General features: G+C 40.5%; 13 protein-coding genes. 7 read left to right on the forward strand and 6 right to left on the reverse strand.

All coding sequences use genetic code 11. The features are described from left to right. Window positions 1–103: 103 nt before the first annotated feature. The 3 genes from ACIR131C_RS0112445 to psaA form a co-directional block, all read right to left on the reverse strand. Window positions 104–574 carry an REP-associated tyrosine transposase gene (locus tag ACIR131C_RS0112445; protein WP_028082710.1) on the reverse strand — a complete coding sequence of 157 codons (471 nt, stop codon included), beginning with the start codon at window positions 572–574 and terminating at the stop codon, window positions 104–106. A 276-nt stretch (window positions 575–850) separates the two neighbouring features. Further along, window positions 851–3,082, reverse strand: coding sequence for a photosystem I core protein PsaB (gene psaB / locus ACIR131C_RS0112450; protein ID WP_028090459.1), 2,232 nt, complete (start codon window positions 3,080–3,082; stop codon window positions 851–853). 120 nt (window positions 3,083–3,202) lie between these two features. After that, the gene (gene psaA, locus ACIR131C_RS0112455; RefSeq protein WP_028090460.1) at window positions 3,203–5,461 is read right to left on the reverse strand and encodes a photosystem I core protein PsaA; all 2,259 of its coding nucleotides are present in this window, start codon (window positions 5,459–5,461) and stop codon (window positions 3,203–3,205) included. A gap of 529 nt (window positions 5,462–5,990) precedes the next feature. On the opposite strand from psaA, the gene ACIR131C_RS0112460 reads away from it, so the two are divergent. Next, window positions 5,991–7,370, forward strand: a complete 1,380-nt coding sequence (locus ACIR131C_RS0112460) for a hypothetical protein (RefSeq protein WP_028090461.1) — start codon at window positions 5,991–5,993, stop codon at window positions 7,368–7,370. On the opposite strand, the gene ACIR131C_RS0112465 is transcribed toward ACIR131C_RS0112460, so the two are convergent. The 3 genes from ACIR131C_RS0112465 to ACIR131C_RS0112475 all read right to left on the reverse strand — a co-directional run bounded on the left by ACIR131C_RS0112465 (window position 7,371) and on the right by ACIR131C_RS0112475 (window position 10,986). Next, the gene (locus ACIR131C_RS0112465; protein ID WP_028090462.1) at window positions 7,371–8,285 is read right to left on the reverse strand and encodes a glutaminase; all 915 of its coding nucleotides are present in this window, start codon (window positions 8,283–8,285) and stop codon (window positions 7,371–7,373) included. It abuts the gene before it with no gap. Between the two features lie 104 nt (window positions 8,286–8,389). Next, window positions 8,390–10,081 carry a dihydroxy-acid dehydratase gene (gene ilvD, locus ACIR131C_RS0112470; protein ID WP_028090463.1) on the reverse strand — a complete coding sequence of 564 codons (1,692 nt, stop codon included), beginning with the start codon at window positions 10,079–10,081 and terminating at the stop codon, window positions 8,390–8,392. Between the two features lie 134 nt (window positions 10,082–10,215). Then, the gene (locus tag ACIR131C_RS0112475) at window positions 10,216–10,986 is read right to left on the reverse strand and encodes a pentapeptide repeat-containing protein (RefSeq protein ID WP_028090464.1); all 771 of its coding nucleotides are present in this window, start codon (window positions 10,984–10,986) and stop codon (window positions 10,216–10,218) included. A 149-nt stretch (window positions 10,987–11,135) separates the two neighbouring features. Between ACIR131C_RS0112475 and ACIR131C_RS0112480 the strand changes: the two genes are divergently transcribed. From ACIR131C_RS0112480 to ACIR131C_RS0112505, 6 genes are all read left to right on the forward strand, one after another. After that, on the forward strand, window positions 11,136–11,879 hold the full coding sequence (locus ACIR131C_RS0112480) for a DsbA family protein (RefSeq protein ID WP_028090465.1): 744 nt from the start codon (window positions 11,136–11,138) through the stop codon (window positions 11,877–11,879). Window positions 11,880–12,368: 489 nt separating this feature from the next. After that, entirely contained in the window at window positions 12,369–12,599 is a 231-nt protein-coding gene (locus ACIR131C_RS0112485; RefSeq protein WP_028090466.1) for a hypothetical protein, read from the forward strand. Between the two features lie 180 nt (window positions 12,600–12,779). Further along, window positions 12,780–13,565, forward strand: a complete 786-nt coding sequence (locus ACIR131C_RS0112490; RefSeq protein WP_028090467.1) for a hypothetical protein — start codon at window positions 12,780–12,782, stop codon at window positions 13,563–13,565. A 230-nt stretch (window positions 13,566–13,795) separates the two neighbouring features. Beyond that, window positions 13,796–15,640 (forward strand): ATP-dependent zinc metalloprotease FtsH3, encoded by a 1,845-nt coding sequence (ftsH3, locus tag ACIR131C_RS0112495; RefSeq protein ID WP_028090468.1) that lies wholly within the window; start codon window positions 13,796–13,798, stop codon window positions 15,638–15,640. Between the two features lie 142 nt (window positions 15,641–15,782). Beyond that, window positions 15,783–16,097, forward strand: a complete 315-nt coding sequence (locus ACIR131C_RS0112500; RefSeq protein ID WP_028090469.1) for a hypothetical protein — start codon at window positions 15,783–15,785, stop codon at window positions 16,095–16,097. A 13-nt stretch (window positions 16,098–16,110) separates the two neighbouring features. Beyond that, window positions 16,111–16,569, forward strand: coding sequence for a hypothetical protein (locus tag ACIR131C_RS0112505; RefSeq protein ID WP_028090470.1), 459 nt, complete (start codon window positions 16,111–16,113; stop codon window positions 16,567–16,569). Window positions 16,570–16,581: the final 12 nt, after the last annotated feature.

Here is a 16,581-nt window from a genome sequence, read left to right on the forward strand (position 1 = left end):
ACCCCACAAGAGAGAGGATGTAATAATTCAGGTTATTCTGAGTTTAGTTGCCAAGGGCGGGCAAGATGCCCACCCCACAAGAGAGGGGATGTAATAATTCAGGTTATTCTGAGGTTTGCCACAAGTAAGGGTAATCTTCTGGTGTTGATGACAGTCCTGCTTCTACAGGATTTTGTCTGATATATTGCCAATATGCTTGAAACTCTTCTTCATTTCTGACAATTCTGTCATATCGCTCATCTTGCCAAATAGTTCCTATATGTTTCATCACCTTGGGAATCTGTTTAGCACTATAACCTTTGATACTACTCATAATGCTACTAAGAGACCAATACTCATTTTCTGATTTAAGTAAAGGCTGCATCAGTAAATGTACATGATCTATCATCACCACAAAGACAAATATCTTATATCTTTGATTATTAAAAAATAAACAACTATTCAAAACTATTTCCCTAGCTTCTGGGTTAAGTTCTAACTTTTCCCAAGTATTAAAAGTAATAAAATAACTTGCCCCATCTAACTCCCAATGAGGTAACATCCTATGGTAAATTTTTAACCTTGCTTCTTCCATAACAGAAAAATATTTTCTAGGTTTATTGTAGGATAGGCATCTTGCCTGCCCTATCTTTATATTTCCCATCCTCTAAACAGAAAATTACATTCTTTTTATTTTTTGTAGTTTATATACATCTCTTATAGTTTACACCTCTTGTGGGGTGGGCATCCTGCCCGCCCATTAAAAAAATCCTCTTGTGGTCTTGTGGGGTGGGCATCTTGCCCGCCCATTAAAAAAAATCCCCCACCTTGAGGCAGGGGATTTTTAATTACCTACAACCAGTAGTTAAGATCAACCGAACTTACCAGCAGTAGAAGCAATGAGGAACGCTGCATAGGTAACGATGTAGCCAACAGTGAAGTGAGCTAAACCAACCACACGAGCTTGAACAATGGAGAGAGCAACGGGCTTGTCCTTCCAGCGAACCAAGTTAGCTAAAGGAGTACGTTCGTGCGCCCAAACCAAGGTTTCAATTAACTCTTGCCAGTAACCTCTCCAAGAGATGAGGAACATGAAACCAGTAGCCCAGATGAGGTGTCCAAAAAGGAACATCCAAGCCCAAACAGACAAGTTATTCATGCCGTAGGGGTTGTAACCGTTAATCAACTGAGCAGAGTTAGCCCAGAGGTAATCACGGAACCAGCCCATGAGGTAGGTAGAGTTTTCGTTGAACTGAGCAACGTTACCTTGCCAAATCCCTAGATGTTTCCAGTGCCAGTAGAAAGTTACCCAACCAATGGTATTCAACATCCAGAACATAGACAGGTAGAAAGAGTCCCATGCGGAGATATCGCAAGTACCGCCACGGCCTGGACCGTCGCAGGGGAACGCATAACCGAAGTCCTTTTTATCGGGCATCAGTTTAGAACCACGAGCATCCAAAGCACCCTTAACGAGTACCAAGGTGGTGGTGTGGATAGCCAAAGCGAAAGCGTGGTGAACCAAGAAGTCGCCAGGGCCAATGGTCAGGAACAAGGAATTTGTGCCTGAGTTGATGGCATCTAACCAGCCAGACAACCAAACGTTACCAGCATTGGGGTAAGCGGTGTAAGCAATACTGTCGGGGTTAGACAACAGTACATTCAAGCCATACAAAGCTTTACCTTGGGCAGCTTGGATGAATTGAGCAAATACTGGTTCAATCAAGATTTGCTTTTCAGGAGTACCGAAAGCAACTACTACATCGTTGTGAACGTATAAGCCCAAGGTGTGGAAGCCTAAGAAGAGAGATACCCAGCTAAGGTGGGAAATGATCGCTTCTTTGTGCTGTAACATCCGGTCAAGAACGTTACCTTTGTTTTGTTCGGGGTCGTAGTCACGAACCCAGAAGATTGCTGCGTGAGCAAAAGCACCAACCATCAAGAAACCAGCGATGTACTGGTGGTGGGTGTACAGCGCTGCTTGTGTTGTGTAGTCCTTAGCGATGAACGCATAAGGAGGCAGAGCGTACATATGCTGCGCTACCAAGGAACAAATAGTTCCCAAAGATGCCAAAGCTAATGACAACTGGAAGTGCAGGGAGTTGTTGATGGTGTCGTAAAGACCTTGGTGAGGGAGGTTGAAAGGACCTTCGCTCTTTGTACCAGGTAATAAACCGGATTTGGAGTTAAGCATTTCTTTAATGCTGTGACCAATTCCGAAGTTAGTCCGGTACATATGACCAGCAATGATGAACAAAACTGCGATCGCCAAGTGGTGGTGAGCCATGTCAGTCAACCACAAGGATTCTGTTTGGGGGTGGAAACCGCCCAAGAAGGTGAGAATCGCAGTCCCAGCACCGGTGGAAGTACCAAATAAATGGCCAGCGGTGTCAGGGTTTTGAGCGTAAACGCCCCAGTTACCTGTGAAGAAAGGAGTTAAACCTGCTGGATGGGGAGCTACATTCAGGAAGTTATCCCAACCCACGTGAATACCACGGGATTCAGGAATAGCAACGTGAACCAAGTGACCAGTCCAAGCTAAGGAGCTAACACCGAACAAACCAGCGAGGTGGTGGTTCAGACGGGGTTCAGCGCTCTTGAACCAAGAGAGGCTAGGACGGAACTTGGGTTGTAAATGTAACCAACCAGCAAATAGGAACAATGCTGCCAACAGGAGCAAACCAACGGAACCAGTGTATAGTTCGGTGTTTGTCCGCATCCCGATGGTGTACCACCAGTGGTAAACACCGGAGTAAGCAATGTTTACGGGATTGCTTGCACCGCCTTGGGTGAAAGCTTCAATTGCTGCTTCACCAAAGTGAGGGTCCCAAATTGCATGGGCAATGGGACGGACGTGCAGGGGATCTTTAATCCACTGTTCAAAGTTACCTTGCCAGGCCACGTGGAACAGGAGGCTGGATGCCCACAGGAAGATGATTGCCAAGTGACCGAAGTGCGTAGCGAAAATCTTTTGGTAAAGATTTTCTTCCGTCATGCCATCGTGGCTTTCAAAGTCGTTGCCTGTAGCGATCGCATACCAAATCCGACGCGTAGTCGGGTCCTGTGCGAGATCCTGGCTAAATTTTGGAAATTTTGTTGCCATAGGTGTGATCTGTCCTCTGACCTTTAGCCATCAAGTGTCAGCAAAATTTTAGATTCTAGATTTTGGATTTTGGATTGAATCTAAAATCTTAGAATCCAAAACCCAAAATTCCACTGATTTTTATCCTACTGAAAGGATGTGTGCGTGGAAGAATGCCCAAGTGGTGGCGATTCCTCCTAATAGGTAGTGAGCCACACCTACAGCCCGACCTTGAGTGATGCTCAGTGCGCGAGGCTGAATTGTTGGGGCTACTTTCAGTTTATTGTGCGCCCAAACGATGGACTCAATTAGTTCTTGCCAGTAGCCACGACCGCTGAACAGGAACATTAAGCTGAACGCCCAAACAAAGTGAGCGCCTAAGAACATTAGCCCGTAAGCGGACAATTCTGTTCCGTAGGAGTTAATTACTTGTGTAGCTTGCGCCCACAGGAAGTCACGTAACCAACCATTGATGGTGATAGCGCTTTCTGCAAAGTTGCCACCAGTAATGTGGTTTACTGTGCCATCTGCGTCTACTGTTCCCCAAACATCAGATTGCATCTTCCAGCTAAAGTGGAAAATTACAATTGATAGGGAGTTATACATCCAGAACAGTCCCAGGAAGACATGATCCCAACCGGAAACTTGGCAAGTACCGCCACGACCTGGACCATCGCAAGGGAATCGGAAGCCTAAGTTAGCCTTGTCTGGAATCAGACGAGAACTGCGGGCGTACAATACACCTTTAAGCAAGATAAGAACAGTAACGTGAATGGTGAATGCGTGGATGTGGTGAACCATGAAGTCCGCTGTACCCAATGTAATGGGCATCATAGCGATCTTATCGCCGATAGCTACAATTCCACCACCAAAAGCATGACTAACTACTTGGAGTGCGTTAGGTGCTGTGTTACCAGGAGCTAATGTGTGCAGGTTTTGCACCCACTGAGCAAATACTGGCTGTAATTGAATTGCGCTGTCGGAGAACATATCTTGGGGACGACCCAAAGCACGCATGGTGTCATTGTGAATGTACAAACCAAAGCTGTGGAAGCCTAAGAAAATACAAACCCAGTTAAGGTGAGAAATGATAGCGTCACGGTGACGAATCACGCGATCTAATACGTTGTTTTGGTTAACAACAGGATCGTAATCCCGCACCATGAAGATGGCCGCGTGAGCCGCACCACCAACAATCAAGAAACCACCGATCCAAATATGGTGAGTGAAGATACACAATTGTGTTGCGTAGTCCGTCGCCAAGTAAGGATAGGGAGGCATCGCGTACATATGATGGGCGATGATGATTGTCAATGAACCCAAGAAAGCTAGGTTAGTAGCCAATTGAGCGTGCCAAGAGGTGGTGAGGTTTTCGTAAAGACCTTTGTGACCTTCGCCAGTGAAAGGACCTTTATGAGCTTCTAGAATATCTTTGATGCTATGACCGATACCCCAGTTGGTACGGTACATATGACCAGCCACGATGAACAGTACAGCGATCGCTAGGTGGTGATGAGAAATATCAGTCATCCACAAGCCGCCTGTAACTGGGTTTAAACCACCCTTAAATGTGAGGATATCAGCATAAGCTCCCCAATTTAAGGTGAAGAAAGGTGTTAAACCACTAGCGAAACCCGGGTAAAGTTCTGCCATTTTTGCTGTATCAAACAGCAACTCATGAGGCAGAGGGATGTCCTTAGCTGCTACACCTGCATCTAATAGTTTGTTGATTGGTGCAGATACATGGATTAAGTGACCAGCCCATCCCAAAGAACCGCAGCCTAGCAACACTGATAAGTGATGGTTCAGCATTGACTCCACATTCTGGAACCATTCCAGTTTCGGAGCGCGTTTGTGGTAATGAAACCAGCCAGCAAATAAGAACAAGCCTGCTAATACCAAGCCGCCAATTGCAGTTACATATAGCTGGTAGGAGCTAGTGATACCCCAGCCACGCCATACTTGGAACAAGCCGGAGGTGGTTTGAATGCCGCGGAAACCGCCGCCCATATCACCGTTTAAAATGTCTTGTCCAACAATAGACCAAACTGTCTGAGCGCTGGGCTTGACTCCTAATGGATCAGCCAGCCAAGCTTCGTAGTTAGAGAACTTAGCGCCATGGAATAACATTCCGCTCAACCAGATTGCTACTACAGCCAAATGGCCGAAGTGAGCGGCGAATATCTTGCGGGAGATGTCTTCTAAATCGCTTGTATGTGTATCAAAATCATGGGCGAGGGCGTGGAGGTCCCAAATCCAGGTTGTGGTTTTTGGTCCTTTGCTTAAGGATCTGTCAAAATGCCCTGGCTTTGCCCATTTTTCAAATGAGGTAGGAACCGGGTCATTGTCAACGATCACTCTTGCCTTTTTTTCCTCTCGCTCCGGAGGACTAATCGTCATTCGACCTCCTCTCTATAAGGAATGGGGAATCATGAATACCACCTAGAATAACACAGTCGCTGTTTTCAGATTGCTCTGGTCTGGCGATGCGGTTGTCGTGTGGAAAAGAAAAGTTGTTTCTGTTGAATTATAGAGTCTGAACTTGCACATTGTTATACACCTGTTAACAATAATTAAAAATAGCCAAATTTATGGTCTCATCTACTTTACAAATTCATATATTGTCTAAATGTCAATAGATTCTTCATTTAATTTATAAATAACAACAATTTGCAAATTAAATGATTTATACTTAAAGCGGCTTGAAAACTTGCTATTCAAGGACTTTTGAGCAAATTTGACCGTCTAAAAGCAAATTCTTGTTCAGAAATTCAGTCAAAAAAATTACTTGTTTGCCATTGTAATCAGAAAAAAGTCAGTAAATTTATAACTCTGGCCATAGATTTATGCTTTTACTCCATAGTCCATGAGTCATAATTTGCGTCACAATGATTGCGTTAATTGTTAAAAAATATTACAGGATCAAAACATGAACACTAGGTGCAAAAAATCTTTTCAGCAAGTTCTGTCAAAGAGAGCTTCAATTATTAAATCTATTGTTGCATTATTTCTGGTTGTGATTTTAAGCGGTTGTGCTGAATCCGCAAGCAGCAAAGAACCATCTATTCAGACCCAAGTTAAAGCACCACCAGCTTCAGAAATTTCGGGGACGTTTTCGGAAACTGCACCACCAGATGTTATTCAAGCATTGCGTCCTAGTCTAGAAGGTTATCAACCCCAAGTTAGTATTCTCAGTCCCCAAATAGATGAAGTTCTTCAGGAAAATACCGTTAACGTGCGTTTGCAGGTTAAGGACTTACCAATATTTAAAGACCCTCAATGGCAACTTGGACCCCATTTGCACCTAATTTTAGATAACGAACCTTATATAGCTGTTTACGACCTAAATCAATCGGTAGTATTACCAAATTTATCTCCAGGTACTCATACTCTCCGCGTTTTTGCTTCTCGTCCGTGGCATGAAAGTTTTAAAAATGAAGGTGCGTATGCTCAAACTACATTTCATATTTTGACGAAAACTGAGGAAAATAATCCTGATACTAAATTACCTTTACTTACCTACAGCCGTCCTAATGGTAATTATGGTGCAGAACCAATTATGTTGGATTTCTACTTAACTAATGCACCGTTGCACAGTGTCGCGGAAACTAATCCTGATGATATGATGAGCAATTGGCGTATTCGTAGCACAGTTAATGGTGAAAGTTTTATTCTTGATCGTTGGCAACCAATTTATCTTAAAGGCTTTAAACCTGGCAAAACTTGGATAAAACTAGAATTTCTCGATAATCAAGGACAACCTGTAAAAAATGCCTTTAACACTACTATCAGATTAATTGACTATCAACCTAATGGTCAAGATACTCTTTCAAAAATTGTTAGAGGAGAATTGACAGCAGATGAAGTCCGTGGCATTGTAGACCAGAATTATACAGTTAAAACTCCAGTTACTCAACCTAGTTCTACAGAAACACCAGCACCAAAAACCGAACAACAATCAATTCCCGAAGTTCAACCTGCTGACATTACAGAAACACCAGCACCAAAAACCGAACAACAATCAATTCCCGAAGTTCAACCTGCTGACGTTACAGAAACACCAGCACCAAAAACAGAACAACAGTCAATTCCCGGAGTTAAACCTGCTGACGTTACAGAAACACCAGCACCAAAAACAGAACAACAGTCAATTCCCGAAGTTAAACCTGCTGACGTTACAGAAACACCAGCACCAAAAACAGAACAACAGTCAGAGGTAAAAGAACCACTAGAATCAAATCCAAATCAACTAGATACAGATTCAGTTCCTCAAACAATGGGAAATATCAAATCTCAACTTAAAGAGTAATTAATGAAAAATACTCAATTGTAAATTTTGAGATAAAGTTTCCATTAGCGCTAAACCAGCTACAGAATTACCAGCATGATCTAAAGCAGGACTGTAGCTGGCTATTGATCCCTGATTTGGTACTATAGTTACAATTCCACCACTAATACCTGATTTCATGGGTAAACCAATTTTGATACTATATTCTGCGGAAGCTTCATATAAACCACAAGTTAACATGACTGCATTCACAACTTGACGATTTTGATTATTGATCAAACCGCTTTCACAGGCTAGTATTTTTCCCAGTTTCGCTAAATCTTGTACTGTTCCAGATATACAGCATATTTGTTCATAAACGTCAAGAGCAAATTTAATATTATTGACATTTCCAGCTTCATAGAGACAATTAGTAATATCTATATTTATAAGAGAACGATTAGCACGAACTGAAGTAAGAACATCTAAATCTATATATAGATTAGTACCTGCTAACTTATTTAACCATGTACAAAAAAATTGTGTAGATTCATTGCTATCTTTTCCTGGAAACTTATCAGCGAGAGTAATAGCACCACTATTGATCATTGAGTTGCGAGGATGTCCATTATCTGCTGTTAATTGCGCTAAAGAATTGAAAGGTGCGGTCGAGGGTTGAATACCAACCCATTGTAAAATCCGTTTTGCAGTGAATTGTTCCAATAAATAGAGTAGAGAAAACGGTTTAATTGCACTCATAAATGGAAATATACAATCTGTATTTCCTAAACTGTAATTTTCATCTGATTTACAAATTATATTAACAGCAAACCAGTCAGGATTAGCCATAGCTAATTGGGGAATGCGTTCAATAACTTTTCCTTGTGCTGCTTGGGTTTTTGCTTGTTCCACCCAAATAGATAAATCATGTATATTGATGTTTTTTATTCCTATCAAAACCTTAGTCCTCAAATCAAGATAAAAAATATAAAATATCCTAATACAAAATACAAATCCCGGACTTATTCAATAAATCCGGGATGTGATATAATCAGTTCTTACTAACTAGTAAATAAATTCAAATCTGTCACAGCACCCACACTACTAGAAGATACCAGTTTGGCATATTTTCCTAGTACCCCTTTAGTATATCGGGGTGGAAGTGGTTGCCAATTTGCACGACGAGTCGCTAATTCTTGATCTGATACATTAAGTTGCAGCAACCGAGCATTAGCATCAATAGTAACACTATCACCTTCTGCTACTAAGGCTATATTACCACCTACGGCTGCTTCTGGGGCAACATGACCGACCACCATACCGTAAGTACCACCGGAAAAACGTCCGTCAGTAATTAAACCTACGGAGTCTCCTAAACCGGCACCGATAATAGCAGAGGTGGGGGCCAGCATTTCTCTCATACCAGGTCCGCCCTTTGGTCCTTCGTAACGGATAATAATCACATCCCCTGCTTTGATTTTCCCTGCTAAAATCGCATCTAAACAGGACTCTTCCGACTCAAATACTCTTGCCGGTCCGGTAATGACAGGCTTTTTAACTCCAGTAATTTTGGCTACTGCTCCTTCCGTGGCCAAATTTCCCTTGAGGATAGCTAAGTGTCCTTGAGCATACATGGGATTATTCCAGGAAAGAATTACATCTTGGTCTGTCCGTGGTTCTGCGGGGATATCCGCTAAAACTTCGGCGACAGTTTGCCCGGAAATCGTCATACAGTCACCATGGAGTAAGTCATGTGCCAATAGCATTTTCATGACTTGGGGAATACCGCCGGCTTTGTGTAAATCTGTGGCTACATATCTACCGCTAGGTTTTAAATCACACACAACGGGAACACGGCCGCGAATGGTTTCAAAGTCGTCTATTGTTAATTCTACACCAGCAGCGCGGGCAATGGCCAGAAAATGTAAAACTGCATTAGTAGAACCACCTACCGCCATAATGACAGATATGGCATTTTCAATAGATTTACGGGTGATGATTGTCCGAGGTAATATTTGTTTGCGAATGGCTTCAACCAGGACAATGGCGGATTTCTCCGTACTGTCGGCTTTTTCTGGGTCTTCTGCGGCCATGGTGGAGGAATAGGGTAAACTCATGCCCATTGCTTCAAATGCTGAAGACATGGTATTGGCTGTAAACATTCCTCCACAAGACCCTGCACCGGGACAGGCACTACGTTCAACAGCTAACAGTTCATTTTCGTCAATTTTTCCCGCACTGTACTGACCAACGGCTTCAAAGGAACTAACAACAGTTAAGTCTTTACCGTCATAATGTCCGGGTTTGATGGTGCCACCGTAAACAAAGATGGCAGGAATATTCATTCTGGCCATGGCTAACATTGCCCCTGGCATATTTTTATCACAACCACCAATGGCCAATACACCATCCATACTTTGCCCTGTACAGGCTGTTTCAATGGAGTCAGCGATAACTTCCCGTGATACTAGGGAGTATTTCATCCCTTCTGTTCCCATGGAAATACCATCACTAATAGTAATTGTCCCGAAAATTTGCGGCATTGCCCCAGCATTTTTTACAGCGGTTTCTGCTCTTTGTGCCAGTTTATTAATCCCCATGTTACATGGGGTAATGGTACTGTATCCATTGGCAATACCGACAATGGCTTTGTCAAAATCTCCGTCTTGAAAACCAACAGCCCTCAACATGGCTCGATTTGGCGATCGCTGTACCCCCTGTGTGATAGCTTTACTCTTAAAATTGTCTGGCATCTATTTTTTTCCTTATTTAGGATTATTGTTTAGTTGTGAGTATCCTACTAAATTTAATCAGATTTCTAGGGTAATTAACCGCAGATGAACGCAGATGAACGCAGATAGAAAATGATGATTGAATGAATTTTAGATTAGAAGGGTAGAAACTGTAATAAGACTGAACCTAAACTCCCCACAAAATCCATAAAACTAGGTTTACCCACATTGACTTTTTCTGTGTAGGGCGTTTTTAATTCTAAAATAAAAGCTTGCGCTGTTTTCAGTCCTTCAGGATTTTTGACTTCTGCAAATAATTCTGCTGCTTTTTGGGCATCTTCTAAAGCCCTTTTTCTGTCTAAACCTTGATAACTAGCGACACCACGGGCTAAATATGCTCCAGCATAATCTGGTTTGAGAGCGATCGCTTGACTAAAATAATCAATAGCTGATTTAAGATTACCTTTTTCTGCATCTGCTAAACCCCAGGCGTAAAAATCTTCTGCTTTTGCAATTTGCGAAGGTATCCCTACCGCACCTTGAAAGTTTGTCCCTGTTATATTAGCACCTTTCAACTCAGCATTCATTAAAAAGGTGTTTCTTAAATCAGCACCAGTTAAGTTTGCACCACTGAGTTTCGCTTCGCTTAAATTCACACCAAATAAACTTGCTCCGCTTAAATTTGCTCCTCGTAAATCCGCACCACTCAAGTTAGCACGACTCAGGTTCGCACCAGCAAGATTAGCACCGCTTAAATTTGCTCCGGCTAAGTCAGCCATGACTAAACCAGCATTGGTGAGAAGACATCTTGGACATTCTTTACTTGCTAATAACTGTCTCATATCTTCATAATTTGCAGCTTCAACTGTACTGACTAGGCTAACTGTAAATAAAAATACAGATACAGCCAAAATTCTACTGTTCATGATTTATTTTTGTATTTACCCCAGTTTTAATTTTAAAATATGTTTTAAATATAAATTTTCATAAAAGGCATAATTCCCTAAAATTGGGATAATTGCCGTTTTCTCCGTTAGTTGATAAAATTACATTGCTAATTTTATAGTATTGACAAATGTTCAAAATTTTTACTCATTTCCGAAATTTAGTAATTTTCAGCTTTATCTGCTTAATTTTAAGCTGGTCACTCCCCGTTCAAGCTGATACTAAAATAGATCCCCAACTAGAACAACAAGTTCTAGAGATTATTCGCAAAAACCCAGAAATCATTATTGAATCTGTGGAAGCGTATCAGCAGCAGCAACAACAGCAACTACAACAATCACGACAAGAATTTATCAATAATTTGCAAACAAATCCCAAAACCATAATTGGTGATTCTCCTACAATTGGTGCGAATCAATCAAAAACTGTATTGATAGAATTCTCTGATTTTGAATGTCCTTATTGTGCAGAAGCACATAAAAAGCTAAAGGATTTATTAGCAAAATATCCTAAGAAATTCACATTAGTTTATAAACATTTTCCCCTTTATCAAATTCATGAACAAGCATTACCAGCAGCTACAGCAGCTTGGGCAGCATTTCAACAAGGTAAGTTCTGGGAATATCATGATGCCTTATTTACAAATCAAAAACAATTGGGTGAGACCTTATATTTAGATACAGCTAAAAAGCTAAAATTAAATCTCACAAAATTTGCTACTGACCGCAAATTAGCCATTAAACCTATCCAAAATGACCTGTTATTAGCACAAAAATTAGGACTGGGGGGAACACCTTCTTTTATTATTACCAGTCAGAATTTTTCTGGACCTGTGAAGCTAACAGAACTTGAAGAAATATTGCGAGGTAAATAATAATATTTGATATATGGCAATAAATTACACCAATTTTATTGCCATTGTCAACAAATCTGCATCTTTAGCTAGAGGTTGCACTTATTGATTATCTGTTCTAATTGCCATAAGTGTAAGGAGTAGTCTTATGGGAAGTGAAAAGTTATACTTATCACTTCTCAATTCCTATTAAAAGAAAAACCTGCCTTGGTTATCTAGTTATTTAAGAGTCATCTTCAATATGTTACCAGCGATGTTATTGCCAGAATAGATATAGATAATCCCAAAATAACTACTGTTTCTCGTGCAAAAATTGGTGATACAGAAGCGCGAATTAAATCACTTTACCCAGGACAAATTAAAGTTACACCTCATAAATATACAAAAGGAATGGTCAGCGTGTAACTAGGTATAGAGCAGGTAAACTACTAGAAGTGGAATATGTTGAGGGATGTAGTTAAGTTGATTTTTAGTAAAATAGACTGGTAAGGTTTAAAAGAAAATTAGATTATGTCATCTCCAGCAATTACCACTGTAATTAAAATGATGCAATCTTTATCTGAAGATATACAAGATAAAGTTGCAGAACATCTGAGAGGGTATTTGACAGATTTGCAAGATGAACTTAAATGGGATAATTCATTTAAGAAAACTCAAGAAAAATTGATTGCATCTGCTCAACGTGCTAAAAGAGAAATTGCGGAAGGACTGGCCAAACCAATGGACTATGACAAGTTATAAAGTCTCCAACCCTTCTTTCTGTTTGGGATGAATATCAGTCTTTTGACAAGCAGGTTAGACAGAATGGGAGAAAAGCTTACCGCTTATGGAAATAAAATCCTTTTGATCCATCTTTGCATTTTAAATGTATCATTTAGTATTATTTAAGTTAAATAACTATAACTTTTAATTACTGAAACTATGTTTTTGTCTCGTGAAGCTATTACCACACCCTTAGTCGCTTGTTTGTGTGTTGTCAGTATTGGCTTAATGCAAATCCCAAGAATGCAAAAATTATTAATCAATAAACAATCTCTCTCTGTAGAAACCCTGGAAAAAGACCTCAAAAAAGAGAGTCTCCGTTTGAAATTACTCCAGAATTTACCCAGTTTTAGTTATAAAAACCTAATTGCAGATTGGGTATATATTGATTTTTTGCAATTCTTTGGCGATAATGAGGCCAGGGATAAAACCGGGTATAGTCTCAGCCCAGAATATTTTCAGGTTATTCTGGAAAATGATCCACGTTTCCTGGAAGCTTATCTAGGGCTTTCTGTAAGTACCTCTTTATACGCTGGAATGCCAGAAAAATCTATAGCTTTAATGGCACAAGGATTAAAATCCCTATCTCCACAATTACCACAAAAATCCTATTTTATCTGGCGTTATAAGGGTACAGATGAGTTATTATTTTTAGGTGATGCTCAAGCAGCACAAATATCTTTTCTGAAAGCCGCAGAATGGGCAGGTACTTATACGGATGCAGAAAGTAAACGAATAGCATCTATTTCTCAAAAAACAGCGGAGTTTTTAAGTAAAAACCCTGATAGTAAATCAGCGCGAGTTGCTACATGGGCAATGGTTTTAAATAATAAACTAGATGAAAAAACTCGTAAACGAGCAATTCGGGAAATTGAAGCCTTGGGGGGGGAAGTGGTCACTAAACCAGACGGTACAAACAGTATTAGATTACCAGAAAAAGATTGATGGGTTAGTGGTCAGTGGTGATTGGCCTTTCTTTGTCCGGTGGAGAATGATTACAATAGAAGTCCCACCATTCTGACATTTTAGACTTGTGGAGGATAAAAGATTATATGTAGCATGACAAAAGGACTATTTTAAGATATCTTAAGATAAGTTAACATAATTATCATAATGTCCTCTTCCTTAGAGAAGCTACGTATAAGCAGCAAACAAGTACAGGAGAAACAACATCGGTGAATAATAAAAAATGGAGAAATACGGGGCTGTACGCGCTCCTTTTTATAGTTGTCATTGCGCTAGGAACAGCATTTTTTGACAAACAACCTCAAAACAGAGAGACATGGCGCTACAGTCAGTTTATCCAAGAAGTTGAACGGGGTAGGGTTGAGAGAGTTAGTTTGAGTTCTGACCGCTCTACAGCACTGGTAACACCCAAATATGACGAAAAGAAAAAGATCGTTACTTTAGTTAATGACCCTGATTTAATCAATACCCTCACAGCTAAAGGTGTTGATATTTCTGTACTACCTCAAGCAGACGAGGGATTTTGGTTTAAGGCTCTCAGCAGCCTATTCTTCCCTGTGTTGCTGCTAGTTGGTCTATTTTTCCTCCTCCGTCGCGCTCAAGGCGGTCCTGGTAGTCAAGCCATGAACTTTGGTAAATCTAAAGCCAGAGTGCAAATGGAACCCCAAACCCAAGTTACCTTTGGAGACGTAGCGGGTATTGACCAAGCCAAATTAGAACTAAACGAAGTTGTAGACTTTTTAAAGAATGCTGATCGCTTTACCGCCATTGGTGCGAAAATTCCTAAAGGTGTACTTTTAGTTGGACCTCCTGGTACTGGTAAAACCCTCCTCGCGCGGGCTGTAGCTGGAGAAGCTGGTGTTCCTTTCTTCTCAATTTCCGGTTCGGAATTTGTAGAAATGTTTGTGGGTGTGGGTGCTTCCCGTGTCCGTGATTTATTTGAACAAGCGAAAACTAATGCTCCTTGTATCGTCTTTATTGATGAAATTGACGCGGTAGGTCGTCAACGGGGCGCTGGTTTAGGTGGTGGTAATGACGAACGGGAACAAACCCTCAACCAGTTGTTGACGGAAATGGATGGTTTTGAAGGTAACACTGGCATTATTATTATTGCTGCTACTAACCGTCCTGATGTATTAGACGCGGCTTTATTACGTCCCGGTCGTTTTGACCGTCAAGTTGTCGTAGACCGTCCTGACTACGCAGGAAGAAGCGAAATATTGAGAGTTCATGCCCGTGGTAAAACTTTATCTAAAGATGTAGACTTGGATAAAATCGCCCGTCGGACTCCTGGTTTTACCGGTGCTGATTTATCTAATTTACTCAATGAAGCCGCAATTTTAGCCGCACGTCGGAATTTAACTGAGATTTCGATGGATGAAATTAATGATGCTATTGACCGCGTATTAGCAGGTCCTGAAAAGAAAGACCGGGTAATGAGCGAAAAGCGCAAAACTTTGGTAGCATACCATGAAGCAGGTCACGCTTTAGTCGGTGCTTTAATGCCTGACTATGACCCTGTACAAAAGATTAGCATTATCCCTCGCGGTCGTGCTGGTGGTTTGACTTGGTTTACTCCTAGTGAAGACCGCATGGACACTGGTTTATATAGCCGTGCGTATCTGGAAAATCAAATGGCCGTGGCTTTAGGTGGTCGTCTCGCTGAAGAAATTATTTTTGGTGAGGAGGAAGTGACGACAGGTGCTTCTAATGATTTACAGCAGGTTGCTAGAGTAGCTAAACAAATGATAACTCGCTTTGGCATGAGCGATCGCTTGGGTCCAGTAGCCCTTGGTCGTCAACAAGGAAATATGTTCCTGGGTCGAGATATTATGTCTGAGCGTGATTTCTCGGAAGAAACTGCTGCTGCTATTGATGAAGAAGTGCGGAAGTTGGTTGATACTGCTTACAGTCGAGCTAAAGAAGTTTTACTCGATAACCGCAAGGTGTTAGATGAAATTGCTCAAATGCTGATTGAAAAAGAAACCGTAGACGCTGAGGAATTACAAGCAATTCTTGGTAATAACGATGTGAAAATGGCTGCTTTTGCGTAATTTTTCCTAAACTTTTGAAAAGGGTAATTCTGGTTTTTCTGGAATTACCTTTTTTTTATCTCATACTATTTTTATATAAACTTGCATGATACGATTGTTTAATTTATTATTGGATGCCATAAAGGCATCATTAGTAGATATCATGGAAGTTTTACCATTACCCAATAATTGGCAAGATATTCAACCTGACGTTGTATATTCTTCGACTTATGATTTGCAAGTTTCATTTAGCGACAAACAAATAAAATTAGGTATAAGATATGACAGTAAAGGAAAGCATTTAAAAGCAATTGCGAAAGGGTTAGTACACCCACAGTCTGGTATTGGGCTTGTTGATTCTCAAGAAAAAGGATATAATTTAAAGTCTAAAGTGTTAGGTAGCGGTGGTGATAGACGGTTTCACGCAAAATATGTTAATGGTATATTACATTTTCCTGGTTTTGTAACACAACATTAATCCAGAATAAATTATGACTACACTTCAATTGAAAAATCACAAAATCTGGCAAGATTTAACTGAGATATTAGAAAATTTAGATACTAATTCTCTTGTTCAAAAACATCTTGAACAATGCTGTTATACAATCAATGGTTATTGGGATGAACAGGATGAATATTATGACTCAATTAGATTACCTCACACCATAGAAGCAGAATTAGTCAGCAGTTTTGTGGGTGTTACGCAAGATAATCGGTTTCTAAAACTCAAATTTTCTCTTATTGGTACTGATTGTATTAATCCTGCTGCTGCTGCTATCTATGCTGCATATTTCCCTGATGATAAATCTTACCCATTCGGATATCCAACTATTCAAAATATAGGTGAGTTAGTTCTTATCTATAATGAAAATCTGGAATTTGTTGATGAAAATTGGCTTTTAGATATAGATTCTCCTCTGCTTGATAAAAGACAATTTACTAACACCTAAGATAATTGTAGG

It is taken from the genome of Dolichospermum circinale AWQC131C (assembly GCF_000426905.1).
Classification (GTDB): domain Bacteria; phylum Cyanobacteriota; class Cyanobacteriia; order Cyanobacteriales; family Nostocaceae; genus Dolichospermum; species Dolichospermum circinale.

Excerpts from the sequence above, each read along its gene's own strand:
- ACIR131C_RS0112485 (WP_028090466.1), top strand. The coding sequence starts at position 12,369 with ATGTCATCTCCAGCAATTACCACTGTAATTAAAATGATGCAATCTTTA.
- ACIR131C_RS0112445 (WP_028082710.1), bottom strand. The coding sequence starts at position 574 with ATGGAAGAAGCAAGGTTAAAAATTTACCATAGGATGTTACCTCATTGG.
- psaA (WP_028090460.1), bottom strand. The coding sequence starts at position 5,461 with ATGACGATTAGTCCTCCGGAGCGAGAGGAAAAAAAGGCAAGAGTGATC.
- ACIR131C_RS0112505 (WP_028090470.1), top strand. The coding sequence starts at position 16,111 with ATGACTACACTTCAATTGAAAAATCACAAAATCTGGCAAGATTTAACT.
- ACIR131C_RS0112490 (WP_028090467.1), top strand. The coding sequence starts at position 12,780 with ATGTTTTTGTCTCGTGAAGCTATTACCACACCCTTAGTCGCTTGTTTG.
- ACIR131C_RS0112460 (WP_028090461.1), top strand. The coding sequence starts at position 5,991 with ATGAACACTAGGTGCAAAAAATCTTTTCAGCAAGTTCTGTCAAAGAGA.
- psaB (WP_028090459.1), bottom strand. The coding sequence starts at position 3,082 with ATGGCAACAAAATTTCCAAAATTTAGCCAGGATCTCGCACAGGACCCG.
- ACIR131C_RS0112475 (WP_028090464.1), bottom strand. The coding sequence starts at position 10,986 with ATGAACAGTAGAATTTTGGCTGTATCTGTATTTTTATTTACAGTTAGC.
- ACIR131C_RS0112500 (WP_028090469.1), top strand. The coding sequence starts at position 15,783 with ATGGAAGTTTTACCATTACCCAATAATTGGCAAGATATTCAACCTGAC.
- ACIR131C_RS0112480 (WP_028090465.1), top strand. The coding sequence starts at position 11,136 with ATGTTCAAAATTTTTACTCATTTCCGAAATTTAGTAATTTTCAGCTTT.
- ilvD (WP_028090463.1), bottom strand. The coding sequence starts at position 10,081 with ATGCCAGACAATTTTAAGAGTAAAGCTATCACACAGGGGGTACAGCGA.